Origin of the sequence: Blastococcus goldschmidtiae (assembly GCF_031845325.1) — a bacterium.
Lineage (GTDB): Bacteria > Actinomycetota > Actinomycetes > Mycobacteriales > Geodermatophilaceae > Blastococcus > Blastococcus goldschmidtiae.
Genome location: NZ_JAVREI010000009.1, coordinates 26641 through 51993, shown reverse-complemented (window position 1 = coordinate 51993; position 25353 = coordinate 26641). Strand labels below are relative to the sequence as shown.

The window sequence follows — 25353 nt, the reverse complement described above, 5'->3', positions numbered from 1 at the left end:
GTTCGGTTCCGGCACTGGGATGTTACGTGGATCGCACCGGGCAACCGAACGGTATTCGGATTATTCCGCGCGCCCGGTGTGGGTAGCGTCGGGCGATGACCTCATCCTCCGCCGCGGGATCGCTGGCCGACCAGGAGCGCCGCGCGCTGGCCGATCTGCTCGCCGAGCTCGGGCCCGACGCCCCGACGTGCTGCGAGGGCTGGACCACCGCCCACCTGGGGGCGCACCTCGCCGTCCGCGACCGCCGGCCCGACGCGATGCCCGGCTACGCGCTGGAGATGGTGCCGGGCCTCGCTCGCCTGGGGAGCTGGGCGCACCGCGTCGAGGACCGGTCCCGTGAGCGCAGCTCCTACGCCGAGCTGGTCGAGCAGGTGCGCAGCGGACCGCCGTCCTGGACCCCGCTGTCCTGGCCCGGACTGGACCGGCTCAACGTGTCGGAGTTCGTCATCCACCACGAGGACGTGCGCCGCGCGCAGCCGGGGTGGGCGCCGCGGGAGCTGCCGTCCGCCGTGCAGGACAGGTTCTGGACACCGGCGACGCTCTACGCCCGGCGTGGCGCCGGCCGGCGCGGGGTGCTGCTGCGCCGCTCGGACCGGCCGGGGGTGGAGGCGCGGATCGGTGCCGCGGGCCGCACGGTCGAGGGCGAGCCGCTGGAGCTGCTGCTGTGGGCGGCCGGCCGTCGCGACGTCGCGCGCGTGACCGTCACCTAGTCCGCGTGCCCGACGACGTTGACCACGACGCCGTGCGGATCGCGGACGAAGAACCGGCGCACGCCCCACGGCTCGTGGGTGAGCGGGTGGACGATCTCGTACCCGCGGCGCTGCGCGTCGGCGTAGGCGGCGTCGACGTCGGCCACGGCGACGCTCATCGACGACTGCTCGGGTGCGCTCGCGTCCTCCCCGACCAGGCTGATCTGGATGTTCGGGTCGGACCGCGAGCGGAAGCTGGCCACCCAGCCCAGATCGAACGCCTTCTCCAGCCCGAGGAAGTCCTCGTAGAACTCGTGACCGGTGGTCGGGTCGGCGACGGTCAGGTTCGGGACGATGCGGTGCAGGTCCATGGCGGGGCGCGCTCCAGGGTTCCGGGGTGGGCCGCCCACCCTGCTCGCCCTCTCCCCGCCCGTCGACCCCCCGGTCGCGTGCCGTCCGTGATGCCCTCGTTCGTCCTGCCCACCAGTGCGGCGGTGGCGAGCAGGTGGCCGGGTAGGGGTCAGACGTCGCGCAGCGGCGTGTCGGACGCCCGACGGACCGGGAGGCCCGCGCGGGACAGCTCGCCCTTGACGTCGCCGACCCGCAGCTTGCCGAAGTGGAAGACGCTGGCGGCCAGCACCGCGTCGGCGCCGGACTCCACCGCGGGCGGGAAGTCCTCGACCCGGCCCGCTCCCCCGCTGGCGATGACCGGCACCGTCACCTCGCGGCGCACGGCCCGGATGAGCTCGGTGTCGAAGCCGGCCTGGGTGCCGTCGGCGTCCATGGAGTTCAGCAGCACCTCACCGACGCCGAGGGCGGCGGCCTGCACGACCCACTCGACGGCGTCGCGCCCGGTGCCGCGCCGTCCGCCGTGCGTGGTGATCTCGAACCCGGAGTCGGTGGCGGCGCCGTCGCGGACCCGCCGGGCGTCGACCGAGAGCACCAGCACCTGGCTGCCGAACCGGTGGGCGATCTCGGCGATCAGCTCCGGCCGGGCGACGGCGGCGGTGTTCACGCCGACCTTGTCCGCGCCGGCCCGCAGCAACCGGTCGACGTCGGTGACCGTGCGCACTCCGCCGCCGACGGTGAGCGGGATGAAGACGCTCTCGGCCGTGCGGCGGACGACGTCGTAGGTGGTCTCCCGGTTGCCGGAGCTGGCGCTGATGTCGAGGAAGGTCAGCTCGTCGGCGCCCTCGGCGTCGTAGACGCGGGCCATCTCCACCGGGTCACCGGCGTCGCGGAGGTCCACGAAGTTGACGCCCTTGACCACCCGGCCCTGGTCGACGTCCAGGCACGGGATGACGCGCACCGACAGACTCATGCTCCGGTCCCCCGCACCGCGTCGGCCTCGATCTCGACCAGCATCGCGGGGTCGATCAGGGCAGCCACCTCGACCATGGACGTCGCCGGCCGGATGTCGCCGAAGACCTCCCCGTGCACCCGTCCGACCTCCTCCCACCGGGAGATGTCGGTGACGAACATGCGGGTGCGCACGACGTCGTTCAGCGTGAACCCGGCTCGCTCGAGGGACTGCTCGATGGTGAGCAGGCACTGCCGCGTCTGGGCGGCGGCGTCCCCGTGGTGGGCGACCGCGCCGTCCACCGTGGACGTCGTGCCGCTGACCCAGGCCGTGTCGCCCCGGACGACGACGCGGCTGTAGCCGACGACCGCCTCCCAGGGGCTGTTCGACCCCAGCCGGATCACGCTCGATGTCTCCGGTTCGCTCCCGCGGCCCGCTCCGCTCCTCGCTCGTTCCTCGCTGCGGTGCTCCCGGCCCTGTCCGCTCACGCGAGCTCCTCGGTGCTGTGCTCCGTGCGCGACCTCGCAAGCTCGGTCACGTGCAGCGCCTCCGGCAGGGTGAAGGCGCCGGCGTAGAGCGCCTTGCCCACGATCGCGCCCTCGACGCCGACCGCGGTCAGTCCGGCGAGCGCGCGGATGTCGTCGAGCGAGCTGACTCCGCCGGAGGCGATGACCGGCCGCGGGGTCGCGGCGCACACCTCGCGCAGCAGGTCGAGGTTCGGGCCCTCGAGCGTGCCGTCCTTGGTGATGTCGGTGACGACGTACCGGGCGCACCCCTCGGCGTCCAGGCGGGCGAGAGTCTCGTAGAGCTCCCCGCCCTCCTGGGTCCAGCCGCGGGCGGCCAGCCGGGTGCCGCGCACGTCCAGGCCGACGGCGATCCGGTCGCCGTGCTCGGCGATGGCGCGGGCACACCAGTCCGGGGACTCCAGCGCGGCGGTGCCGAGGTTGACCCGCCGGCAGCCGGTGGCCAGGGCCGCGGCGAGCGATTCGTCGTCCCGGATCCCGCCGGAGAGCTCGACGTCGACGTCGAGCTCACCGACGACGCGGGCGAGCAGCTCGCGGTTGGACCCGCGGCCGAAGGCGGCGTCGAGGTCGACCAGGTGCACCCACTCGGCGCCGTCCCGCTGCCACTGGAGGGCGGCCTCGAGGGGGGCGCCGTAGGAGGTCTCGCTGCCGGCCTCCCCCTGCACGAGTCGGACGGCCTGCCCGTCGGCCACGTCGACGGCGGGGAGCAGCTGCAGCTTCGGCACGGCACCAGCCTAGGAGCGTCGCGGGCCGGGCCCTGCGGCAGGCTGTCGGCGTGGAGTTCGCAGAGGTGGTCCGCCGGCGCCGCATGGTGCGCGACTACGACCCTGACCGGCCGGTGCCGCCCGACGTGCGGGAGCGGCTGCTGGCGCACGCCATCCGGGCGCCGTCGGCGGGGTTCAGCCAGGGCTGGGCGTTCCTCGTGCTGGAGAGCGACGAGGAGCGGGCGCGCTTCTGGGCGGCCACCACCGACAGTGCTGCTGCCCACCCGCCCGGCGCGGACGGCTGGCTGACGCGGATGCGCCGGGCGCCGCTGCTGGTCGTGCCGATGTCGAACAAGGACGCCTACCTGGACCGGTACGCCGAGGCGGACAAGGGGTGGACCGACCGCGACGAGTCGCGCTGGCCCGTGCCGTACTGGGACGTCGACGCGGGGATGGCCTCGCTGCTGATGCTGCTGACCGCTGTCGACGAGGGGCTGGGCGCCTGCTTCTTCGGCGTGCCCGCGGACAAGGTGACGGGGTTGCGCGCGGCGTTCGGCGTTCCCGACCAGTACCGGCCGGTCGGCTGCCTGTCCGTCGGCTACCCCGGCGACGGCGACCGCCGCTCGCCCTCGCTGCGCCGCGGCCGGCGCGGGCTCGACGAGGTCGTGCATCGCGGCCGCTGGTGAGCCGGTGACGGACGGCCCCGCCGTGGCGACGTCCTCCCTGGACGCGCCGGTCCCGGTGGTCCTGTCGGTGCCCCACGGAGGAACGTTCCTGCCCGCAGCGTGCACCGACGCACTGCGGATCGACCCGGCGACGCTGTGGTCGGACTGGTACACCGCCGAGCTCTACGACCTGACGCGCGAGTTCGCCGTGCCGACGGTGATGGCCATGCTCAGCCGCTTCGTCGCCGACCCGAACCGTGCGCCCGTCGCGCCGCTGCACGGGAACTTCTGGTCCACGGCCGTGCCCGCCACCGATCCGGCCGGTGCGCCCCTGTACGACCGGCAGCTCCGGCCCGACGAGCTGCAGGAGCGGCTCGACCTGGCGCACGCCCCGTACCACCGGGCCCTGGACCGGGCGGTCACCGCCGCGTTGCGCCGGCATCCGCGGGTGCTGCTGCTGGACCTGCACAGCTTCGGGCTACCGCTGGGTCCCGACGTCGTCCTCGGGGACGGCGACGGCTCGACGGCCCGCGCCGAGGCGGGCGACCGGGTGGAGCAGGCCTTGCGGCACGAGGGGTTCACCGTCGCCCGCAACCTCCGCTTTACCGGCGGCCACATCGTCCGGCGGTGGGTCGGCGAGCCACGCGTCGACGCCGTGCAGGTCGAGCTCGACCAGCGGTGCTACCTGGTGGACTCCGACGTCGAGGGCAACCGCCCCCAGCCACGACGGGATCCCGCCGGCTGGGCCAGGACACGGCAGGCGGTCACCGCCGCGATCCGTGCGCTGGCATCCGGCTGAACGAGGGGCGCCGAGCCGCTACGGTCGCCGGATGTCCGAGGAACTGTGGCGTCCGTACGACCGGATGGCCGACGAGTTCCTCGCCCACGCCGAGGACAGCCCCTACAACGCGCACTACGACCGGCCCGCCGTGCTCGACCTGCTCGGGGACGTCGGTGGCCTGCGCGTGCTGGACGCCGGGTGCGGTCCGGGGCTCTACGCGGAGGCGCTGCTCGAGCGCGGGGCAGAGGTGCTCGGCTTCGACGCCAGCTCAGCCATGGTCGAGCTCGCCCGGGCCCGGGTCGGGGACAGCGCCGGGATCCGCGTCGCCCGCCTGGACCAGCCGCTCCCCTACCCCGACGACTGCGTCGACCTAGTGGTCTGCGCCCTCGCCATCCACTACGTCGAGGACCGGCACGCCGCCTTCGCCGAGTTCCACCGGGTGCTGCGCCCCGGGGGGGCCGCCGTCGTCTCCACCCAGCACCCGACGACCGACTGGCTGCGCAAGGGCGGGTCGTACTTCGACCGGGTGCTGGAGACCGACACCTGGGCCCTGGCGTCGGGGGCCCACGAGGTGCGGTTCTGGCGCGAGCCGCTGTCGGACCTCTGCGCGGCGGCGACCGACGCGGGGTTCGTGATCCAGCGTCTCGTCGAGGCCCGGCCGCCGGAAATCATGCGCGAGCGCTGGCCGGAGGAGCACGAGAAGCTCAGCCGGCGGCCCGGGTTCCTCGCGCTGCGGCTGCTCGCGCTGCCGTGATCAGTCGAGGCTGTTCAGCCAGTTGGTGAGCAGCTGCGCGCCGGCGTCACCGCTCTTCTCGGGGTGGAATTGGGTCGCCGACAGCGCCGCGTTCTCGACCCCCGCGACGAACCGGTCACCGTGCTCTGCCCAGGTGACCTTGGGGCGCGGCAGCGGCGACGGTCCGGTGTCGTGGGCGAGCGGGAAGTCGCGCACACCGTAGGAGTGCACGAAGTAGAAGCGCTCGTCCTCGATGCCGTCGAAGAGGACGCTCCCCCGGGCGACGTCGACCTGGTTCCAGCCCATGTGCGGCAGAACCGGGGCCTTCAGCTGCTCGACGACGCCGGGCCACTCACCGCAGCCGTCGGCGTCGTGGCCGTGCTCGACGCCGCGGTCGAAGAGGATCTGCATGCCGACGCAGATGCCGAGCACCGGACGGCCACCGGCGAGCCGCCGGCCGATGATGCGCGGGCCGTCGACCGCCTTGAGGCCCTCCATGCACGCGGCGAAGGCGCCGACGCCGGGGACGACGAGGCCGTCGGCGTCCAGCGCCGTCTGCGCGTCGGAGGTCACCGTCACGTCGGCGCCGACGCGGGCCAGCGCGCGCTCGGCCGAGCGCAGATTGCCCGACCCGTAGTCGAGGACCGCCACCTTCTTCACGCCTGCCACGCTACCGACCAGCGCAGCACGGCCGGCCGTGATTCCCGCGACCGAGTGGCGCCGCCCACGCAGCGCCGCCCGCTCGGGTGCGCGACGCCCGGGCGGCGTGCGCGTCCTCCGCCCGGGAGACGTGGGTCGGCAACGCCCGCGAGGCGTGGGCTGCCGATGCCCAGTCCTCATGCACGGGCTCCGCGCCAGGCGCCTGTCAAGCCCGCCTCCGGATCTGTGGACAGGGCTCTGACCTGCGGATACATGATGCCCGATGTCCCTCGTGGCGGTAGACTTCGAACACCTGGTCGAACTGGCGGGAGGTGCCGTGGAGGAGCTGACCGAGGCCCTGGACGCACTCGCCGCCGAGCGGCTGGACGGGTTCTTCGGGCCTGCGCTGCTGGAGCGGCTCGGCCCGCTGCTGACCGCGGTGAACCGGCTGGCCGCCGAGGTCGCGCGCACGGTGCGGCAGTGCGAGGTCACCGGCGCGGCGGAACACGACGGCAAGGCCTCGATGGCGTCCTGGCTGCGCGGGCACCACCGGCTCTCCCAGGCTGAGTCGAACCGGCTGGTGCGCGCCGGGCGGGCGCTGGAGCAGCTACCGGTGCTGGCCGCCGCGGCCGCCGCAGGGGCGGTGACGGCGGAGGCGGTGAACGCGATCGCGTCGATCGCCGCACCGGACACCGCCGCCGCCGCCGACGCACAGGCCGTCGACGTCGCGGAGATCGACGCGGCCCTGACCCGGGCGGCGATGACAGCACCGCACGCCGACCTGCGCCAGGCCGTCGGGCACTACCTGGCCCGCCTCGACCCCGACGGCCCCGAACCGGACCCCACCGAGCAGCGGTCGCTGACGATCACCCGGCACACCGACGGGTCGGTGTCCGTCCGCGGCGAACTCGACGCCGTGGGCGGTGAGAAGTTCCAGACCGCGATCGAGTCGATCCGGCAGGCCAACCGCCCCGCCGGGGACACCCGCACCCGCGCCCAGCAGGGCGGCGACGCACTCGTCCAGCTCGCCGACAACGCCCTGGCCGCCGGCAACCTGCCCACGATGCGCGGGCACAAGCCGCAGGTGATCGTGACCATCCCGCTCGCCGACCTCGTCGACCCCAGCCACGGCGCAGGATCGGGGCGCACCGGATTCGGCGGCATCATCTCCGCCGCCCGCGCCCGCTGGCTCGCCTGTGACAGCGTCATCAGCCGCGTCGTCATGGGCCCCGAAGGCCAACCACTGGACTACGGCCGCACCAAACGCGTCGTCCCCCCGCACCTACGCCGCGCCGTCGAGGTGCAAGACCGGAGCTGCGTGTTCGCCGGATGCGACGCCCCCAGCCACTGGTGCGACATCCACCACGTCGCCGAATGGCTCCTCGACGACGGCCCGACCAGCCTCGAGAACTCAGCCCTGCTGTGCGAGCGCCACCACACCAAGGTCCACCACGGCTTCCGCGTGGAACGACAACCCGACGGCCGATGGCGCACCTGGCGCCCCGACGGCACCGAGATCGTCGTCCTCGAACCTTTCCTCGTCTCCGCCTGACGGACGCGCGACGGTGCCGTCGGGCGTGCGGTCGCGCGGCGGGACGCCTGCGCCGCCGGCTGGTGCACGTCGACGCCCCTGTGCACCGCCACGTCCGAGAGCGCCCCGCACCGCGCTCGGTGCCGCTCCGCCCCACCGGGTTGAGGCCCCGCACCACCACGTCCAGGACCGATCCGCATCAGGTTCAGTTCCGCCCCATGCCCCGCTCCGCTCGGGTCGGCAAGCCGGCCGAGCGGACGCGACCGCGCGCTAGCGTCTCGGTGTGCCGCAGGACGACGACGGCTGGGAGCCGCTCTCGGTCGAGTCGGTGAGCGAGCTGCTGGAAGGCGTGGACGCTCCCTGGTGGATCGCCGGTGGCTGGGCCCTGGACCTCCACCTGGGCCGCCGGACCCGCGCGCACCACGACATCGACGTGCTCGTCCTCCGAGAGGACCTGCCCACCGTCCGCGAGCGGCTGCGGGGCTGGGACCTGCAGGCAGCGGACCCGCCCGGCGCCGGCACCCTGCGGCCGTGGCCGGAGGACGAGGTGCTCCCGGCCGCCCTGCACGACGTCTGGTGCCGGCCGTCACCCACGTCGCCCTGGGCCCTGCAGCTGATGGTCGACGACACCGACGGTGGCGAGTGGTTCTTCCGGCCCGACCGGCGCGTCCACCGGTCGGTGGCCGAGCTGTCCGGGCCGGCGTCCACGGCCGTCCGGCAGGTGCTCACCCCCGAGGTGCAACTGCTCTACAAGAGCCACGGTCTGCGACCCAAGGACGTCGAGGACTTCCACCGCGTCGTCGGCTCGCTGGACGCGACGCAGCGCCGCTGGTTGTGCTGGGCGCTGTCGACGGTCAGCCCGGAGCACGACTGGCTCGCCGCGCTGTAGCCGCCGGGCTACCCGTCCCAGGTCAGGACCGTCAGCTCCGACCACTCCCCCAGCCAGCGCGCCGCCTTGGCCTCGTAGACGTCCCGCGGAGCCAGCCGGTGATTGGGGCGCACGACGAGGTCGAAGAGGTCGTCGTAGCCGTGCGGCGCGTACACCCGGGGGCTGCCGTTGGGCCCCACCGTGACGCCGAGGCAGCAGCAGACCGCCGCGAAGTGGTCGATGGCGTCCGCGCAGTCCCGGAACGCCGGCGCCGGCACCCCGAAGTGGTCGGCGTACCAGAGGTGCACCCGCGCCTCGTTGCGGATCTCCACGGGAACCGGCAGGTCGGCGAACAGCTCCGCACCCGCACGGATGACGGCGTCCTCCGCCTCCCACGACGTGTCCTCGTCGAAGTAGAAGAGGTCGGCGTCCCGGATACCGGTGCCCGCCGGACGACCGGTCAGCTCGTTCCACACCGTCTGGAACAGCACGCCGGCGGTGAGCCACCAGTCCCCCACGCCCAGCGCGGGCGCCCGGTCCAGGATCGTGCGCACCGTCGGATCGGCGAGCACGATGCCCAGGAACCGCTGTTCGGCCCTCTCCCGGGTACCGCCCCGAGCGTGCGAGGGGTGGGAAGGAGGGGGTCCTTTCACAGGCGCAGGATGCCCGAGGCGGATGCCAGGAGCGCGGCCAGCAGCAGGACCACCGCGAAGACGACCTGCGGGGTGCTGCGGTGCGGGGAGTCCTCGTCGACGCTCCACACGCTCCAGGCGCCGCCGAGGAGGAAGCCCCCGACGAGCAGCAGGACCAGACCGGAGTTCACCGGTTACAGGGCGCCCTTGGTCGAGGGGACGTCGGTCACGCGGGGGTCGAGGGCGACCGCCTGGCGCAGCGCCCGCGCGAGCGCCTTGAACTGGCCCTCCACGATGTGGTGGGCGTCGCGCCCGGCGTAGAGCACCCGCACGTGCAAGCTGATCCGCGCGTTGAAGGCGAACGACTCGAGCACGTGCTTGGTGAGCGACGTCGGGTAGTCCGGCCCGATCATCGGCGTCATGTTCTCGGGCTCGGCGTGCACGAAGTACGGCCGGCCGGACAGGTCGACGGCGGCCTGCGCGAGCACCTCGTCCATCGGGATCGTGGCGTCGCCGTACCGGGTGATACCGCGCTTGTCGCCCAGCGCCTCCGCGAACGCCTGCCCGAGCGCGATGGCGACGTCCTCGACGGTGTGGTGGGCGTCGATGTGCAGGTCGCCGTCGGCCTGCACCGTGAGGTCGATGCCGCTGTGCTTGGACAGCGCGGTGAGCATGTGGTCGTAGAAGCCGACGCCCGTGCTGATCGAGCTGGTGCCCGTGCCGTCGAGGTCGAGCTCGACGACCAGCTTGGTCTCGCTGGTCTCGCGCTCCACCCGGGCGGTGCGACGTGCAGGTGCGGTCATGGGGTCAGTCTCCCAGAACGGGGCGGTGAACACGTGCGACCTCACCCAGCGCGGTGAGGAAGGCGTCGGTCTCGGCGGCGGTGCCGGCGGTGACCCGGAGCCAGCCCGGCAGCCCGACGTCGCGGACGAGCACCCCCCGGTCGAGCAGTGCCTGCCAGGCGGCGGAGGCGTCGGCGAACCGGCCGAACAGCACGAAGTTGGCGTCGCTGGGCACGCTGGTCAGCCCCAGGGCGGGCAGCTCGGCGACGATCCGGTCGCGCTGTCCCCGCACCGCGTCGACGGTCGCCAGCAAGGCATCGGTGTGCGCCAGGGCGGCCCGCGCGGCCGCCTGGGTGAGCGAGCTCAGGTGGTAGGGCAGCCGCACCAGCTGCAGCGCGTCGACGACGGCGGCGTCCGCGGCGAGGTAGCCCAGCCGCAGCCCGGCCATCCCGAACGCCTTGCTCATCGTCCGGCTCACGATCAGCCGGGGGCGGCCCTGGAGCAGCGTCAGCGCCGACGGGGTGCCCGTCCGCGCGAACTCGGCGTAGGCCTCGTCCACCACGACCATCCCGGAGGTCGCGTCGTAGAGCTGCTCGATCGTCTCCAGCGGCACGGCGGTGCCGGTCGGGTTGTTCGGGCTGGTCAGGAAGACGACGTCCGGAGCCACCTCCCGCAGCTGCGCCACGGCCGCCGACGGGTCGATGGTGAAGTCGGCCCGGCGGTGCCCGTCGACCCAGCCCGTACCGGTGCCGGCGGCGATGATCGGGTGCATCGAGTACGACGGCGTGAAGCCCAGCGCGGTCCGCCCGGCACCGCCGAACGCCTGCAGGATCTGCTGCAGCACCTCGTTCGAGCCGTTGGCCGCCCACACCTGGGCCGGCTCGAGCGCCGTCCCGGCGGTCCGGGAGAGGTAGCCGGCGAGGTCGGCCCGCAACTCGCGTGCGTCCCGGTCGGGGTAGCGGTTGAGCTCCAGCGCCGCGTGCCCGAGCGCCGTCCCCAGGTCGGCGAGCAGCTCGTCGGGCAGCGGGTGCGGATTCTCGTTGGTGTTGAGCCGGTGCGCGGCCGGGACCTGCGGGGCTCCGTAGGGCGTGCGGCCACGCAGCTCCGGCCGCAGCGGGAGCTCGTCCATCGAGCTCACGCGGCTTCCTCGCTGGCGCTCGTCAGCCGCATGCGCTGGGCTGCTGTGTCTTCTCGTGACCTCGCAAGCTCGGTCACGTGCGCTGGCGGATGCGGACGGCGGCGGCGTGCCCGGGCAGGTCCTCGGCCCCGGCGAGGGCGTAGATGTGCCCGGCGACGTCGGCCAGCGCCTGCTCGTCGTACTCGATGACGTGGATGCCGCGCAGGAAGGACTGCACGGACAGACCGCTGGAGAACCGGGCGCACCCGCCGGTGGGCAGCACGTGGTTGGAACCGGCGATGTAGTCGCCCAGCGAGACCGGCGACCACGCCCCGACGAAGATCGCGCCGGCATTGCGCACCCGCGCAGCCACTGCGCGGGCGTCGCGGGTCTGGATCTCCAGGTGCTCGGCGGCGTAGGCGTCCACGACCCGCAGCCCGGCGTCGACGTCGTCGACCAGGACGACCCCCGACTGGCTGCCGTCCAGCGCGGTGGTGATCCGGTCGGAGTGCTTGGTCGCCGTCACCTGGCCGGGCACCAGATCGAGGACGGCGTCGGCGAGCGCCTCGCTGTCGGTGACGAGCACGGCGCCGGCCAGCGGATCGTGCTCGGCCTGGCTGATGAGGTCGGCGGCGACGTGTGCGGGGTCGGCGGTGTCGTCGGCCAGGATGGCGACCTCGGTGGGGCCGGCCTCCGAGTCGATGCCGATCAGCCCGCGCAGCAGCCGCTTGGCCGCGGTGACGTAGACGTTGCCCGGCCCGGTGACCATGTCGACCGGCTCGCAGGAGCCCGCGCCGTAGCCGAACACGGCCACGGCCTGCGCCCCGCCGACGGCGTAGACCTCGCTGATGCCCAGCAGCGCACAGGCGGCGAGGACGCCGGGGTCGGGCAGCCCGCCGTGGTCGCGCTGCGGCGGCGAGGCGACCGCGATCGACTCCACGCCGGCGATCTGCGCCGGGACGACGTTCATGACCACGCTGGACAGCAGCGGGGCCAGCCCGCCCGGCACGTAGAGGCCCACCCGGCGCACGGGCACCCAGCGCTCGGTCACCGTGCCGCCGGGCACGACCTCGGTGGTGACGTCGGTGCGGCGCTGGTCGGCGTGCACCTTCTGCACCCGGGCGATCGCCTCCTCGAGGGCGGCGCGCAGGGTGGGATCGCACTCGGCGAGCGCCCGGTCCAGCGCCTCCTGCGGGACGGCGAAGTCCTCGTTGTCCACGCCGTCGAGGCGCGCGGTGATCTCCCGGACGGCCTGCGCACCCCGGATCCGCACGTCCTCGCACAGCGGGCGCACCGTCGCCAGGACGGAGTCGATGTCGGTGGCGGCGCGCGGCAGCAGGCCGGTGAGCTCGCGGGTTCCCGGCAGCGCGGATCCGCGCAGGTCGATGCGGGCGAGCACGGTTTGCCTCCGGGATGGTGGGCGGGTGGACGGCTCAACGGAAGGGACGGGAGGAGCTCGGTGCGCCGACCAGGGAGCGGCCGGCGGGAAGTCCCAGCGTAGCCAGCGGCCCGTAGGCTGCTGGGATGGGTGAGCTGATCCCGCTGTTCCCGCTCGGGACTCCCCTGTTCCCCGGCGTGGTCCTGCCGCTGCACGTCTTCGAGCCCCGGTACCGCCGGCTGGTGCTCGACCTGCTGGCGATGCCGGAGGAGAGCGACCGCCGGTTCTTCGGCGTCGTCGCCATCCGGCAGGGCTGGGAGGTGGAGCGGATCGCGCCGGCCGAGGCGCTGTACGACATCGGCTGCGTGGCCCGCCTGCAGATGGTGCGCCCGCAGTCCGACGGCGGTTTCCGGGTGGTGACCGTCGGCGGCGAGCGCTTCCGGCTGCGCGACGTCGTGGTCGGCGACGACCCGCCCTACCTGCAGGGCGAGGTGGAGTGGCTCGCCGACGAGGAGGCCGCGGAGGAGGCAGCCGGCGACGCCGAAGGGCTGGTGCTGCCCGGCAGCGGTCCGGCGGCCGGCGGGACGGCGGGCCCCGGGGCGCCTCCGCCGTGCGACGAGCACCTGGACGAGGTGGTCGCCTCCGTCGCCCGGAACTCGCTGGCCCTGCTGGCGTCCGCCGTGCAGGAGCTGTTCACCGACTACGTGGACGAGGTGGCCGACCTGGGCGCGGGCAGCGACGGCGAGGACGCCGAGCGTGCCGCGCTGCTGGCCGCGGTGGCCGGAGATCCCACGGCGCTGTCCTGGCTGGTGGCCTCCGCGGCGCTGCTGACCACCGAGGACCGTCAGGCGCTGCTGGCCGAGTCGGCCACCCGGCGCCGGCTCGCGGCGGAGACGCGGCTGCTGCGCCGGGAGCTGACCCTGCTCCGCGAGCTCGGGGCGGTGCCTGCGCCGCTGCAGCGCTTCGCCACCCCCATGACGGTCAACTGAAGAAGGACCCCCGGAAGGACCCCGTCGCCCCCCACCGCTCGCACGCTCGCGACGGGAGCCCTGCGACGGGGCGGACGGCCCTTCGCACGCTCAGGGCGAGCCTCCGGACGGGGCCGATGGAGCATCCGTGCGGCCGACACCGTCCTCGGCGTTGACGATCACGCCGAGGACGTAGACCAGGACCGCCACGAACGGCGCGACCGCCAGCGCCGCGGTGGCTCCGAGGTCCAGCCCGGTGGTGACCACCCGCCCGACCTCCGACAGCTGGGCATCGGTCGGCCCTTCGCCGAGCATCTCGCCGACCAGCCAGGCGACCGCCCCCGCTGCGGTCGCCCCCACCGCGAGCGCGCCGAGGATCGTGACCCCGCGGTGCCGGCGCAGCGGCCACGCGGCCAGCCCGGCGAGCAGGCCGACCACCGCCATGACGAGGACGAAGATCGCGTCGTCGGCGACCAGCAGCTCCAGCGACGGCGAGCCGACGACCACCGGACCGTCCGCGGTGATGCGGAAGTCCGCCCGGGGCGCCAGCACCCACCAGAGCAGCCCCGCGGGCGCCCCGGCGCCGGCCAGCGTGAGGGCGAGCAGCACCGCCGGGCGCCGGTCGGCGCGCAGCTCCTGCCGGCCCAGCCAGCGGTCGGACGCCGCGGGCCCGACCTGCCGGGGCGGGACGAAGGGGGGGCCGGGCCGGCTCACAGCAGCGCGACGCTCATGGGGCCGAGCAGCGCCTTGATGTCGCCCATCAGCGCCGGGCTCGGGCGGACGCGGAGCCCCTGGTCCAGCCGCAGCACCGTCTCGCGGCTGCCGTTGACCAGCTTGAGCTGCACCTCGGTGGTGCCGGGGTGGCTGCCCAGCACCTCGCGGAGCCGCTCGACCACCGGCGGGGTGCAGCGCCCGGCGGCCATCGAGACCAGCACCGGGCCGCGCGCGCCCTCGGTGAGCTCGGGCAGGGTCACCTCGGAGCCGAAGAGCGAGGGCTGGTCGTCGCGGCGGCTGATCCGGCCCTTGACCACCACGATCTGGTCGCGGACGACCTTCTCCGAGACCTCCGCCCAGGTCTTGGGGAAGAAGAGCACCTCGATGCCGGACTCGAGGTCCTCCAGCGTGGCGATGGCCCAGGGCGCGCCCTGCTTGTTGGTGCGCGGCGAGACCGCGGTGAGGATGCCGGCGATCGTGACGTTCGCACCGTCCTCGACGCCGCCGGCGTTGATCTCGGCGATCGGGGTGTCGGCGTTCTGCGCCAGCACGTGCTCGACCCCGTGCAGCGGGTGGTCGGAGACGTAGAGCCCGAGCATGTCCCGCTCGAAGACCAGCCGCTCGCTCTTGGACCAGTCGGCCGTCGGGATGACGATGTCGAGTGCGCTGCCGAACGGGTCCTCGATCGCGCCGTCCCCGTCGGCGCCCTCGCCGAAGCTGCCGAACAGGTCGAACTGGCCCTCGGCCTCCTTGCGCTTGAGACCCATCGCGGAGTCCACCGCCTGGGCGTGGATGGCGACGATGCCCTGGCGGGAGTGGCCGAGGGAGTCGAACGCGCCCGCCTTGGCGAGGGACTCGATGACCTTCTTGTTGCAGGCCACCGTGTCGATCTTCTTCATGAAGTCGGGGAAGTCCTTGTACGCCCCCTTCTCCTCGCGCGCCCGGACGATCGACTCGACGACGTTGTGCCCGACGTTGCGCACCGAGGCCAGGCCGAAGCGGATGTCGTTGCCGACCGCGGTGAAGTCCCAGGAGGACTCGTTGACGTCCGGCGGCAGCACCTTGATGCCCATCCGGCGGCACTCGGCGAGGTAGATCGGCCGCCGGTCCTTGTCGTCCTGGACGCTGGTGAGCAGGCCGGCCATGTACTCGGCCGGGTAGTTCGCCTTGAGGAACGCCGTCCAGTAGGAGATCAGCCCGTACGCCGCCGAGTGCGCCTTGTTGAACGCGTAGTCGGCGAAGGGGACGAGGATGTCCCAAAGCGTCTTGATCGCCGCGGCGGAGAAGCCGTTGGCCTTCATGCCGGCCTCGAAGCCGACGAACTCCGCGTCCAGCACGGACTTCTTCTTCTTGCCCATCGCACGGCGCAGCAGGTCGGCCTTGCCGAGCGAGTACCCGGCGACCTTCTGCGCGATCGCCATGACCTGCTCCTGGTAGACGATCAGGCCGTAGGTCTGCCCGAGGATCTCCTCCAGCGGCTCGGCGAGCTCTGGGTGGATCGGCGTGATCTCCTGCTGGCCGTTCTTGCGCAGCGCGTAGTTGGTGTGCGAGTTCGCGCCCATCGGACCGGGCCGGTAGAGCGCGCCGACGGCGGAGATGTCCTCGAAGTTGTCCGGCCGCATCAGCCGCAGCAGCGACCGCATCGGGCCGCCGTCGAACTGGAAGACCCCGAGGGTGTCACCCCGGCCGAGCAGCTGGTAGGTCGCCTTGTCGGTGAGGTCCTTGCTGATCTCGTCGAGGTCGACCGGCGCCTTGCCGTTCAGCACGATGTTGCGCAGCGCGTCGTCCAGGACGGTGAGGTTGCGCAGCCCCAGGAAGTCCATCTTGAGCAGGCCGAGCGTCTCGCAGGTCGGGTAGTCGAACTGCGTGATCATGGCGCCGTCGGCCTCCCGGCGCATGAGCGGGATGCTGTCGATGAGCGGGTACCGGCCGATGATGACGCCGGCGGCGTGCACGCCCCACTGCCGCTTCAGGCCCTCGAGCTTGCGCGCCTGGTCGACGACCTCGGCGGCCCCCGGGTCGGACTCGTAGCGGGCGCGGAACTCCGCGGCCTCCTTGTAGCGGGGGTGGGCCGGGTCGAAGATCCCCGACAGCGGGATGTCCTTGCCCATGACGCCGGGCGGCATGAGCTTGGTCAGCTCGTCGCCGACGGAGTAGGGCCGGTCGAGCACACGGGCGGCGTCCTTGATCGCGGCCTTGGCCTTGATCGTCCCGTAGGTGACGATCTGGCTGACCCGCTCCTCGCCGTACTTCTCCGACACGTACCGGATGACCTCGCCGCGGCGGCGGTCGTCGAAGTCGATGTCGACGTCGGGCATGGAGACGCGCTCGGGGTTGAGGAACCGCTCGAAGATCAGGCCGTGCGCCAGCGGGTCGAGGTCGGTGATGCCCATGGCGAAGGCGGCCAGCGAGCCGGCGGCCGAGCCGCGGCCCGGCCCGACGCGGATGCCGTTGTCCTTGGCCCAGTTGATGAAGTCGGCGACCACGAGGAAGTACCCCGGGAAGCCCATCTGGCAGATGATCCCGACCTCGTAGTCGGCCTGCTTGCGCACGTGGGCGGGGATGCCGCCCGGGTAGCGCTTGTGCAGTCCGCGCTCGACCTCCTTGACGAACCAGGAGGTCTCGTCCTCCCCCTCGGGCAGGGGGAAGCGCGGCATCAGGTCGGCGCCCTCGGTGAAGCTGACCTCGCACTGCTCGGCCACCAGCAGCGTGTTGTCGCACGCGACGGAGAGCTCGCCCGGGAACAGCGCCCGCATCTCCGCGGCGCTCTTCAGGTAGTAGCCGTCACCGTTGAACTTGAAGCGGTTGGGCTCGTTCAGCCGCGAGCCGGTCTGGATGCACAGCAGGGCGTCGTGGGCGCCGGCGTCCTCCTTGTGCGTGTAGTGCAGGTCGTTGGTGGCCAGCAGCGGGATCCCGAGGTCCTCGGCGATCCTGAGCAGCGCCGGACGGGTCTTCTTCTCGATGGACAGGCCGTGGTCCATCAGCTCGGCGTAGAAGTTCTCCTTGCCGAAGATGTCCTGGAAGTCGGCCGCGGCCTGCTTGGCCCGGTCCTCCTTGCCCGCCCGCAGCCACATGTTGACCTCGCCGGACGGGCAGCCCGTGGTGGCGATCAGGCCCTTGCCGTAGCGCTCGAGCAGGTCGCGGTCGAAGCGCGGCTTGCGGTACTGGCCCTCGAGGCTGGCCAGCGAGGAGATGCGGAAGAGGTTGTGCATCCCCTCGGTGGTGCGGGCCAGCAGCGTCATGTGCGTGTACGCCGCCTTGCCCCGGTTGGAGCCGCCGTCGCCCTCCTCGTCCAGCAACTTGTCGCCGAAGTCGAACGGAGCGCGGTCGAACCGCGAGCCCGGGGTGTAGTACCCCTCCATGCCGATGATGGGCTTCACGCCCGCGGCGCCGGCCTGCTTGTAGAACTCGTAGGCGCCGAACACGTTGCCGTGGTCGGTCATCGCCAGCGCCGGCATCCCCTGCTCGGCTGCCGCCTTCGTCACCTCGGGCAGCTTCGCCGCGCCGTCGAGCATCGAGTACTCGGTGTGCACGTGCAGGTGCGCGAACGAATCGGACGAACTGGTCACGGACACTCCTCGCTGGCGCTCGTCGTGTCCGTTCCCAGGGGTGCTGCGTTCATCGGTTCGCTCGCCAGCTCGCTCACGGTGCGGTCGTGCTCCTCAGTGGTCGTGCGTGCCCGGCCGGCATGGTCTCCGGCGGGCGACCGGCGGGGAAGACCGGCGTGCGAGCCTCGGGAGAGGTGTCTCGGGTGACGCCCGTCGATCCTCGCACTGGAAGCTGTCTACGCCGAGGGTCTGACAGGACGTGTCTGCCCGCGGGCGGACCGATCGGTCACATCCGCCCCGTGCCGCCCGCGTGCCCGCCCGGCACCCGGTGACCGTCGTGCGGCTCCGCGAGCACCCGGCGCATCGTGACGTGCGCGATGCCGGCCTCGAGGTACTCCCCGCCGACGGCGGTGTAGCCGGCCCGTTCGTAGAACCGCCGGGCGGTCACCTGGGCGTGCAGCTCGACCGCGGTGGCCCCGCGCAGGGCGGCCTGGCGGTGCAGCTCGGCCAGGACGGCGGCGCCGTGCCCGAGCCCGCGCACCGACGCGTCGGCGGCCATCCGGCCGATCCCGGCCACCGCCGAGCCGTCGGCCGGCAGCAGCAACCGCCCCGTGGCCACGACGCGATCGGCGGCGTCGCGGCTCACCACGTGCACGGCCGTGGCGTCGCGCTCGTCCTGCTCGATCTCCGGCGGCACGCCCTGCTCGTCGACGAAGACACGGGTGCGCAGGGCCACGACCTCCGGCCAGTCGTCCGGGGTGGCCACGCGGGCCGACGGCCGGGTCACCAGGCGGGCCTTGCGGCGGGCAGCACGGACGTGGGCACGAGGAGGAAGCGTAGGTCGATGGCGGCGTGCAGCAGCACCGGGAGGAGCAGCGACCCCGTCCCCAGGTACAGCGCGGCCATCACTCCCCCGAGCACGCCGGTGAGCACGATGCCGGCGCGTCCCTGGTAGGCGTGGGCCAGACCGAAGGCGACCGCCGCCACCAGCACGAGCAACCAGGTCGGGAGGTCGCCGGCGACGGCGGCGACCACGGCGAGGAAGAAGCCCCGGTACAGCCACTCCTCGCAGATGCCGGCGGTCAGGCCGACCACGGTGAACAGCCGGCGCTCCTCCGCGGTGCGCGGCAGCAGGGCGAGCGTGGCGGACCCCGGTGGCTCGGCGTGCCGGCCCTGGCCGGGCGGACGGCGGGCCGCGGGCGCTGGCGCGGGCGGGCCGGCCTCGACCAGCGCGCCGCCGCGCAGGGCCCGCGTGGAGGCGACGACGAAGACGAGCACGAGGCCGACGAGCAGCAGCGTCAGCGGGCCGGGCCACGACCGCGGCCAGGCCAGCCCCACCGCCCCGGCGTCCACCCCGGGGGCCGAGAGCCACACGACCAGGGCCAGCAGGGCCAGCCCCCACTCGAGGATCAGCAGCCGGCCGTAGAAGGAGCGGCGGGCGCCGGGGTCGGTGCGCAGCCGACCCTCGAAGCGGCGGTGCAGGACGTGGCCGGCCACCGGCTCACCGGCGACCAGGTACACGGCGACGACGACCGCGGCGAAGGCCGCCGGGCCGAAGTCGGTCAGCGACTCCGGGAGCCCGCTCACGGCCGACGCCCGGGCCGGGTCAGGCCTCGGCGCGCAGGACGGCCAGCGCGCCGGCGAGATCGGTCGGGTACTCGCTGGTGAACTCCACCCAGCGCCCGTCGGCCGGGTGGTGGAAGCCCAGCCGCACCGCGTGCAGCCACTGGCGGCTCACGCCCAGACGGGCGGCCAGCGTGGGGTCGGCGCCGTAGGTCGTGTCGCCCACGCAGGGGTGCCGCAGCGCCGAGAAGTGCACCCGGATCTGGTGGGTCCGTCCGGTCTCGAGCCGGATGTCGACCAGACTGGCGGCCGGGAACGCCTCCATCACCTCGTAGTGCGTCACCGAGGGGCGGCCGCCCTGCACCACCGCGAACCGCCAGTCGTGCTTGGGATGCCGGTCGATCGGCGCGTCGATGGTGCCGCGCGAGGGATCGGGGTGGCCCTGGACGAGTGCGTGGTACCCCTTCTCGACGGTGCGCTCCTTGAAGGCGGCCTTGAGGACGGTGTAGGCGCGCTCGCTCTTCGCCACGACCATCACGCCGGTGGTCGCGGCGTCCAGGCGGTGCACGACACCCTGGCGCTCCGCCGCTCCGGAGGTAGACACCCGGTACCCCGAGGCGGCGAGCCCCCCGATGACGGTCGGCCCGTCCCAGCCGGGGCTCGGGTGGGCCGCGACCCCGACGGGCTTGTCGACGACGACCAGGTCGTCGTCGTCGTGCAGGATCGTCATGCCCTCGACGGGGCGCGGTGCCACCGGCTCACCCGGCGGCGGCGGCAGCTCGACCTCCAGCCAGCTGCCCCCGGTGAGCCGGTCGCCCTTGCCGCGGACCCGGCCGTCGACCTGGACGTTCCCGGCATCGGCGACCTCGGCCGCCACCGACCGCGAGAGCCCGAACAGCCGCGAGATCGCCTGGTCCACCCGCTGGCCCTCGAGCCCGTCGGGAACGGGCAGGGCACGGTGGACCCCGGACGCGGGCAGGCCGGGAGAGCTGGTCACTCCTCCATTGTGACGGGCCGACCACCGCTGCCGGCGGAGCCCGCCGACCCGGCGCCTTCCCGGGCGCCGTCGAAGTCGATGCCGCGCAGCGCGAGGACGGCTCCGAGGATCCCGCCGCAGACGATCGCCGAGTCGGCCACGTTGAACACCGGCCACACCTCGCCGTCCGGTCCGAACACCGACAGGAAGTCGACGACGCCACCGCGCAGGAAGCCGGGGTCGCGGAAGATCCGGTCGATCAGGTTGCCGACGGCGCCCCCGAGCACCAGTCCGAGCGCGACCGCCCATGCGGTGGAGAACAGCCGCCGGGCGGTGCGCACGATGACGACGACGACGGCCGCCGCGACCAGCGTGAACACGACCGTGAAGCCCTCGGCGAAGGAGAACGCCGCGCCGGTGTTGCGCAGGTGCGTCAGGTACAGCGCCCCGCCCAGGGCCCGGATGTCCTCCCCTGGCTCGATCGTCGCGACCACGACCAGCTTGGTGACGAGGTCGAGGAGCAGCACGGCCGCGGCCGGGGCCAGCAGCAGACGGGTACGCGGCCGCCCCCTCCCGGGAGCGGCCGCCACGCCGTCGGACGCCGTCGCACCGTCGTTCGGGCCCTCGGACGGGTCGTGGTGCTCGGACAGGGCGCACTCCTCGGTTCGGGGGCGGACCCGCTCCGGCGCCGCCGCACCCGACGATAGCCGCGCCCCGGCCGCCCCCTCCGGGCACGCCGACGCCGTCAGGCCGACGCTGCCGTTGCCCCGCCCACCTGCTGACCCGCGGACGTGCGGGTCTGCGAGTCCTCCAGCTGCTCCTCGCGGTCCTGGTTCGCCAGCCGGGTGAGCTCGGCGCCGGCCTCGGCGTCGCGGGTGAGGTTCTCCCCCGACTCCGGGTCGAAGACGTGCACCTTGCGGCTGTCCAGCCAGAACTCCGCCTCCCGGCCCTCGCGGATCCGGCTGGTGGCGTCGATCGACACGATGGCCTGCGTGCGCAGCTCCTCGGAGTCGAGCTCGCGGGAGAGGTCGCGGAGCTTGGTCTGGATCGACTCGGGTGCGTCGTAGGGGATGTAGGCGAACTGCGAGTCGCCCAGCCACTCGGTGACGTCCACCCGTGCGGTGAAGGTCGAGCCGAGCGGCCGCTTCGCCTCGTCCACCAGCGAGGCGTCCTCGAAGTACTCCGGGCGGATGCCGACCAGGAGCAGGTCGTGCCCGGCGAGCTTCCCGGCCCGCGACTGCTCGATCTCGATGTCGCCGAACGGCGTCTTCAGGCGGTTGCCCTCGGGCGTGGCCGGGAGGAAGTTCATCGGCGGGGAGCCGATGAACCCGGCGACGAACAGGTTGACCGGCTGCTCGTAGAGCTCCCGCGGGGAGGCCACCTGCTGGATCTTCCCCTTGCGCAGCACGCAGACCCGGTCGCCGAGCGTCATGGCCTCGGTCTGGTCGTGGGTGACGTAGACGGTCGTGATCCCCAGCCGGCGCTGCAACCGGGAGATCTCCGTACGCATCTGCCCGCGCAGCTTCGCGTCCAGGTTGGACAGCGGCTCGTCGAACAGGAACGCCTCGGCCTGCCGGACGATGGCCCGTCCCATGGCCACGCGCTGCCGCTGACCGCCGGAGAGGTTGGCCGGCTTGCGCTCGAGGTGCTCCTTGAGATCGAGGACGTCGGACGCCTCGGTCACTCGGCGGCGCACCTCGTCGTCGGGCATCTTGGCCAGCCGCAGCGGGAAGGCGATGTTCTCGAACACCGTCATGTGCGGGTAGAGGGCGTAGTTCTGGAAGACCATCGACAGGTTGCGGTCGCGGGGCGCGAGGTCGTTGACCCGCGTCCCGCCGATCACCATGTCGCCGCTGGTGATGTCCTCCAGGCCGACGATCATCCGCAGCAGCGTCGACTTCCCGCAGCCGGACGGACCGACCAGGATCATGAACTCCCCGTCGGCGATGTCCAGGCTCACGTCGTTCACCGCCGGGAAGCCGTCGCCGTACTGCTTGACGATGTTCTTCATCTCGATGGAGGCCATCAGTGCTCGTCCCCTCGGTGGGATGCGGTTCGGGAGGTCGGGATCGGGGGTGTGGTCACGGCGATCAGCCCTTCACCGCGCCGTTGGTGAGGCCGGCGACGATGCGCCGCTGGAACAGCAGCACCAGGACGACGACCGGGATCGTGACGATCACGGCGGCGGCCGAGATGGCGCCGGTCGGCTCCTCGAACTGGGAGGCGCCGGTGAACAGACCCAGCGCCGCCGGGACCGGCCGGGCGGCCTCGGTGGAGGTGAGCGAGATGCCGTAGATGAAGTCGTTCCAGGCGATGAAGAAGGCGATGATCGCCGTGGTGAACACGCCCGGGGCGGCGAGCGGGACGATCACCTTGCGGAACGCCTGCCACGTGGTCGCGCCGTCGACCTGGGCGGCCTGCTCCATCTCCCACGGGATCTCCCGGAAGAACGCCGACATCGTCCAGATCGAGATCGGCAGGGTCAGCGACAGGTACGGGATGATCAGACCGGGCCAGGTGTCGTAGAGGCCGATCTGGCGCCACAGGTTGAACAGCGGCGTGACGATCGAGATCACCGGGAAGATCGCCACCACCAGCGCGGTGGACAGGATTAGCTTCTTACCCGGGAAGTCCAGCCGCGCGATCGCGTAGGCCGCGAACATCGCGAGCAGGACGGAGATCGCCGTGGCGATCAGGCAGATGCCGAAGGAGTTGCGCAGCGCCGGCAGGAACAGGTCGCTGGCGCCCCCGGTGAGGATGAGTTCGTAGTTCTGCCAGGTCAGCTCGGACGGCAGGAAGCTCCTGTTGGCCAGGTCGCTGGGTGCCTTGAAGGAGACCGAGACGATCCAGGCGATCGGGAACAGGCAGTAGACGACGATCAGGAAGCCGCCGACGCCCCAGAGAACCTTCTTCCGCGTGGACATGGACTACTCCCCCCGAGCCTGGGACAGATCGACCCTGAACAGCTTGATGAACGTGAACGCGATCAACACGACGGCGAGGAACAGCAGCACCGACACCGCCGACCCGAGGCCTATCTCCAGGCGCGCGATGGTCTGCCGGTAGGCGAGGAACGACACCGACTCGGTCCCGTTGGCCCCGTTGGTCATGATGAAGATGGTGTCGAAGACCCGGAAGGCGTCCAAGGTCCGGAAGAGCAGGGCGACCATGATCGCCGCCTTCATGTTCGGGATCGTCACCCGCCACATGCGCTGCCACCTGGTCGCGCCGTCGACCTTGGCCGCCTCCTGCAGCACTTCGGGGACCTGGGCCAGGCCGGCCAGGAGCAGCAGCGAGATGAACGGCGTGGTCTTCCAGATCTCGGCCAGGCAGATGACCAGCAGCGCCGTCCAGCGGTCCCCGAACCAGTCGGTGTTCTCCGAGACACCCGGGATCCAGGTGAACCAGGAGTTCACGAAACCGGAGTTGATGTCGAAGGCGAACTGCCAGGCGAACGCGGACACGACGGTGATGACCGCGTACGGGATCAGGATGGCCGCGCGCAGGACCGGGCGAAGCGCCCGGAGCGCCTTCACCATGACCAGGGCCAGGGCGAAACCGAGGACGAGTTCCACGGCCACCGTCACGATCGTGATGAACGCGGTGACGCCGATCGACTCCCACCACAGCGGGTCGGTGAGGATCACCCAGTAGTTGTTCAGCCCGACGAACGAGCGGTTGTCCGGGTCGGTGAGGCGGAAGTCGAACAGGGACTCGTAGGTGGCCTGCAGGATCGGGTAGGCGGTCACCAGGAGCATGACCAGGAAGGCCGGCCCGGCCAGCAGCCAGCCGAGTTTGCGCTCGCTCCGGGAGCGGTCGCTGATCCCGGCCTTCGGTGCCGACTTCGGTTCGGTCTTCTTGGTCGGGGGCAGCGTCGTGGTGCTCACAGCAGGTCCTCCTTCGCCAGGACCGCGTTGATGAGCTCGGTGGCGACCTCGCCCGTCTCGCCGGGCTCGACGCCCGACGGTGGGTGGTAGCTGCGCTGGATGCCGACCGAGATCTCGTTGTAGTACGGCGTCTGCGGACGGGGCGCCGCCAGCTCGAGGGACTCACGGATGACCGGGGCCATGGGGAATGCCTCCAGCACCTCGGGGTCGTCGTAGACGGCCTCGGAGGACGCCGGGTTCCCGTTGGTCACGAAGTAGTAGGCCTGGTTCTCGTCGGAGGTGATGCACTCCGCCGCCTCGTAGGCCAGCTCAGGGCTCTCGCTGAACGCACCTACGCCGAGGTTGATCCCGCCGTAGGGTGGGGCGGCCGGCTGGTCTTCCTCTACGCGCGGGTAGATCGTGGCCGCGTAGTCGTCGGGGACCGAGGGGTCGAGCGTGCCGGCCTCGGCGGCGCCCAGCGCCCGCGGGTAGACGAACGGGTAGTTGACCTGGAAGCCACCGTCCTCGCTCTCGAAGCCCGTGGCGGTGGAGTCCTCGTTCGAGGTCGAGAAGGCCGGGCCCGCCGCGTCGGACTCGGCGACCAGCTTCATGGTCTCGGTGGCCCGCGCGCCGGCGTCGGAGGTGAGACCGAGCTCGATCTGAGCCGGGTCCTCCGGGGAGGGATCGGTGATGATCTCGCCGCCCGCGGACTCGATGAGGGCGTTGAACCAGACGGTGAGCGACTCGGCGCGGGTCCCCTGGGCGCCGACGAGCTTGCCCTGCCCCTCGGCGGCCTCGACGATCTGCTCCCAGGTGACCGGCTGCGACATGTCCAGGCCGGCCGCCTCGGCCACCGACTTCCGATACCAGAGCAGCTGCGTGTTCGCCCAGAACGGGACGGCGACCAGTTCGTCGTCCCACGTCGCCCCCTCGATGGCGCTCTGCACGACGCCCTCGGTGACCCGATCGGCGACGTCGTCGGGCACCGGGGCCAGGAAGCCCGCCTGCGCGAACTCCGGGATGAACGGCGGGTCCAGGCTCATGAGGTCGATCGAGTCGTCGTTGGCCGCCAGGCGCCGGATGAGCTGCTCGCGCTGCGATGCGGCGTCGCGGGGCAGCAACGCCGTCTCGATCGTGTAGCGGCCGTCGGCCTCCTCGGTGCACCGGGCGGCGATCTCCGCCTGGCCTCCCGCGTCCGGGTTGATGTACCAGGTGAGCGAGGAGGCTCCCCCGCCGTCGCTGCCGCAGCCGGCCAGCGTCCCGGCGGCCACCAGCAGTGCCGCCGCCCCCGCCGTCCCGCGCCCCCTCCGGCGCCCGAGCGGCGGCGCCGGGGTCCTTCCGTCCGAGCGGATACGGCCTCGAGCGTTCGGCATCG

The 25353-nt window shown here is 72.7% G+C and carries 27 protein-coding genes; 7 read left to right on the top strand and 20 right to left on the bottom strand.

Annotation, left to right across the window (positions count from 1 at the left end; genetic code table 11):
• Positions 1 to 95 precede the first annotated feature (95 nt).
• Positions 96 to 710, top strand: coding sequence for a TIGR03085 family metal-binding protein (locus tag RM425_RS13490; protein ID WP_311345735.1), 615 nt, complete (start codon positions 96 to 98; stop codon positions 708 to 710).
• Here the strand turns inward: RM425_RS13490 and RM425_RS13485 are convergent.
• The 4 genes from RM425_RS13485 to priA all read right to left on the bottom strand — a co-directional run bounded on the left by RM425_RS13485 (position 707) and on the right by priA (position 3238).
• Entirely contained in the window at positions 707 to 1060 is a 354-nt protein-coding gene (locus tag RM425_RS13485) for a glyoxalase superfamily protein (RefSeq protein ID WP_311345734.1), read from the bottom strand. The genes RM425_RS13490 and RM425_RS13485 overlap by 4 nt on opposite strands.
• A gap of 149 nt (positions 1061 to 1209) precedes the next feature.
• Positions 1210 to 2010 (bottom strand): imidazole glycerol phosphate synthase subunit HisF, encoded by an 801-nt coding sequence (gene hisF / locus RM425_RS13480; RefSeq protein WP_311345733.1) that lies wholly within the window; start codon positions 2008 to 2010, stop codon positions 1210 to 1212.
• Positions 2007 to 2477 carry a RidA family protein gene (locus tag RM425_RS13475; RefSeq protein ID WP_311345732.1) on the bottom strand — a complete coding sequence of 157 codons (471 nt, stop codon included), beginning with the start codon at positions 2475 to 2477 and terminating at the stop codon, positions 2007 to 2009. The genes hisF and RM425_RS13475 overlap by 4 nt, the downstream gene beginning before the upstream one ends.
• Positions 2474 to 3238, bottom strand: a complete 765-nt coding sequence (gene priA / locus RM425_RS13470; RefSeq protein ID WP_311345731.1) for a bifunctional 1-(5-phosphoribosyl)-5-((5-phosphoribosylamino)methylideneamino)imidazole-4-carboxamide isomerase/phosphoribosylanthranilate isomerase PriA — start codon at positions 3236 to 3238, stop codon at positions 2474 to 2476. The genes RM425_RS13475 and priA overlap by 4 nt, the downstream gene beginning before the upstream one ends.
• Positions 3239 to 3288: 50 nt before the next feature.
• On the opposite strand from priA, the gene RM425_RS13465 reads away from it, so the two are divergent.
• From RM425_RS13465 to RM425_RS13455, 3 genes are read left to right on the top strand one after another with little or no spacing between them, the layout of a single operon-like run.
• Positions 3289 to 3903 carry a nitroreductase family protein gene (locus tag RM425_RS13465; protein ID WP_311345730.1) on the top strand — a complete coding sequence of 205 codons (615 nt, stop codon included), beginning with the start codon at positions 3289 to 3291 and terminating at the stop codon, positions 3901 to 3903.
• A 4-nt stretch (positions 3904 to 3907) separates the two neighbouring features.
• On the top strand, positions 3908 to 4681 hold the full coding sequence (locus tag RM425_RS13460; protein ID WP_311345729.1) for an N-formylglutamate amidohydrolase: 774 nt from the start codon (positions 3908 to 3910) through the stop codon (positions 4679 to 4681).
• Positions 4682 to 4712: 31 nt separating this feature from the next.
• Positions 4713 to 5417 (top strand): class I SAM-dependent methyltransferase, encoded by a 705-nt coding sequence (locus RM425_RS13455; RefSeq protein ID WP_311345728.1) that lies wholly within the window; start codon positions 4713 to 4715, stop codon positions 5415 to 5417.
• Here RM425_RS13455 and hisH read toward each other — a convergent pair whose 3' ends face one another.
• Complete coding sequence (gene hisH, locus RM425_RS13450; RefSeq protein ID WP_311345727.1) at positions 5418 to 6056, bottom strand: imidazole glycerol phosphate synthase subunit HisH; 639 nt, start codon at positions 6054 to 6056, stop codon at positions 5418 to 5420. It lies immediately after the preceding gene.
• Between the two features lie 262 nt (positions 6057 to 6318).
• On the opposite strand from hisH, the gene RM425_RS13445 reads away from it, so the two are divergent.
• Both RM425_RS13445 and RM425_RS13440 read left to right on the top strand, forming a co-directional pair.
• Positions 6319 to 7587 carry an HNH endonuclease signature motif containing protein gene (locus RM425_RS13445; RefSeq protein WP_311345726.1) on the top strand — a complete coding sequence of 423 codons (1269 nt, stop codon included), beginning with the start codon at positions 6319 to 6321 and terminating at the stop codon, positions 7585 to 7587.
• Positions 7588 to 7849: 262 nt separating this feature from the next.
• Positions 7850 to 8455, top strand: coding sequence for a nucleotidyltransferase domain-containing protein (locus RM425_RS13440; protein ID WP_311345725.1), 606 nt, complete (start codon positions 7850 to 7852; stop codon positions 8453 to 8455).
• 8 nt (positions 8456 to 8463) lie between these two features.
• On the opposite strand, the gene RM425_RS13435 is transcribed toward RM425_RS13440, so the two are convergent.
• The 5 genes from RM425_RS13435 to hisD form a co-directional block, all read right to left on the bottom strand.
• On the bottom strand, positions 8464 to 9006 hold the full coding sequence (locus tag RM425_RS13435) for a nucleotidyltransferase family protein (protein WP_311345724.1): 543 nt from the start codon (positions 9004 to 9006) through the stop codon (positions 8464 to 8466).
• A 77-nt stretch (positions 9007 to 9083) separates the two neighbouring features.
• Complete coding sequence (locus RM425_RS13430; protein WP_311345723.1) at positions 9084 to 9257, bottom strand: hypothetical protein; 174 nt, start codon at positions 9255 to 9257, stop codon at positions 9084 to 9086.
• Between the two features lie 3 nt (positions 9258 to 9260).
• Positions 9261 to 9869: an imidazoleglycerol-phosphate dehydratase HisB gene (gene hisB, locus RM425_RS13425; protein ID WP_311345722.1), complete on the bottom strand. Its 609-nt coding sequence runs from the start codon at positions 9867 to 9869 to the stop codon at positions 9261 to 9263.
• Positions 9870 to 9873: 4 nt separating this feature from the next.
• Positions 9874 to 10977: a histidinol-phosphate transaminase gene (locus RM425_RS13420; RefSeq protein ID WP_311345835.1), complete on the bottom strand. Its 1104-nt coding sequence runs from the start codon at positions 10975 to 10977 to the stop codon at positions 9874 to 9876.
• An 82-nt stretch (positions 10978 to 11059) separates the two neighbouring features.
• Entirely contained in the window at positions 11060 to 12364 is a 1305-nt protein-coding gene (gene hisD / locus RM425_RS13415) for a histidinol dehydrogenase (protein ID WP_311345721.1), read from the bottom strand.
• 125 nt (positions 12365 to 12489) lie between these two features.
• Here hisD and RM425_RS13410 point away from each other — a divergent pair, with 125 nt between their 5' ends.
• Entirely contained in the window at positions 12490 to 13332 is an 843-nt protein-coding gene (locus RM425_RS13410; protein WP_311345720.1) for an LON peptidase substrate-binding domain-containing protein, read from the top strand.
• A gap of 90 nt (positions 13333 to 13422) precedes the next feature.
• On the opposite strand, the gene RM425_RS13405 is transcribed toward RM425_RS13410, so the two are convergent.
• The 10 genes from RM425_RS13405 to RM425_RS13360 form a co-directional block, all read right to left on the bottom strand.
• Positions 13423 to 14025: a DUF2567 domain-containing protein gene (locus RM425_RS13405; RefSeq protein WP_311345719.1), complete on the bottom strand. Its 603-nt coding sequence runs from the start codon at positions 14023 to 14025 to the stop codon at positions 13423 to 13425.
• On the bottom strand, positions 14022 to 17594 hold the full coding sequence (gene dnaE, locus RM425_RS13400) for a DNA polymerase III subunit alpha (RefSeq protein ID WP_311345718.1): 3573 nt from the start codon (positions 17592 to 17594) through the stop codon (positions 14022 to 14024). The genes RM425_RS13405 and dnaE overlap by 4 nt, the downstream gene beginning before the upstream one ends.
• 265 nt (positions 17595 to 17859) lie before the next feature.
• Positions 17860 to 18360, bottom strand: coding sequence for a GNAT family N-acetyltransferase (locus RM425_RS13395; protein ID WP_311345717.1), 501 nt, complete (start codon positions 18358 to 18360; stop codon positions 17860 to 17862).
• Entirely contained in the window at positions 18357 to 19160 is an 804-nt protein-coding gene (locus RM425_RS13390) for a CPBP family intramembrane glutamic endopeptidase (protein ID WP_311345716.1), read from the bottom strand. Before RM425_RS13390 ends, RM425_RS13395 begins: the two co-directional genes overlap by 4 nt.
• Before the next feature lie 19 nt (positions 19161 to 19179).
• Positions 19180 to 20133: an RluA family pseudouridine synthase gene (locus RM425_RS13385; RefSeq protein WP_311345715.1), complete on the bottom strand. Its 954-nt coding sequence runs from the start codon at positions 20131 to 20133 to the stop codon at positions 19180 to 19182.
• Positions 20130 to 20702: a signal peptidase II gene (gene lspA, locus RM425_RS13380; protein ID WP_311345714.1), complete on the bottom strand. Its 573-nt coding sequence runs from the start codon at positions 20700 to 20702 to the stop codon at positions 20130 to 20132. Before lspA ends, RM425_RS13385 begins: the two co-directional genes overlap by 4 nt.
• A gap of 155 nt (positions 20703 to 20857) precedes the next feature.
• Complete coding sequence (locus tag RM425_RS13375) at positions 20858 to 22138, bottom strand: ABC transporter ATP-binding protein (protein ID WP_311345713.1); 1281 nt, start codon at positions 22136 to 22138, stop codon at positions 20858 to 20860.
• A gap of 64 nt (positions 22139 to 22202) precedes the next feature.
• Complete coding sequence (locus RM425_RS13370) at positions 22203 to 23036, bottom strand: carbohydrate ABC transporter permease (protein ID WP_311345712.1); 834 nt, start codon at positions 23034 to 23036, stop codon at positions 22203 to 22205.
• Between the two features lie 3 nt (positions 23037 to 23039).
• Positions 23040 to 23999 (bottom strand): carbohydrate ABC transporter permease, encoded by a 960-nt coding sequence (locus tag RM425_RS13365; RefSeq protein ID WP_311345711.1) that lies wholly within the window; start codon positions 23997 to 23999, stop codon positions 23040 to 23042.
• Positions 23996 to 25351: an extracellular solute-binding protein gene (locus RM425_RS13360; protein ID WP_311345710.1), complete on the bottom strand. Its 1356-nt coding sequence runs from the start codon at positions 25349 to 25351 to the stop codon at positions 23996 to 23998. Before RM425_RS13360 ends, RM425_RS13365 begins: the two co-directional genes overlap by 4 nt.
• Between the last annotated feature and the right edge of the window lie 2 nt (positions 25352 to 25353).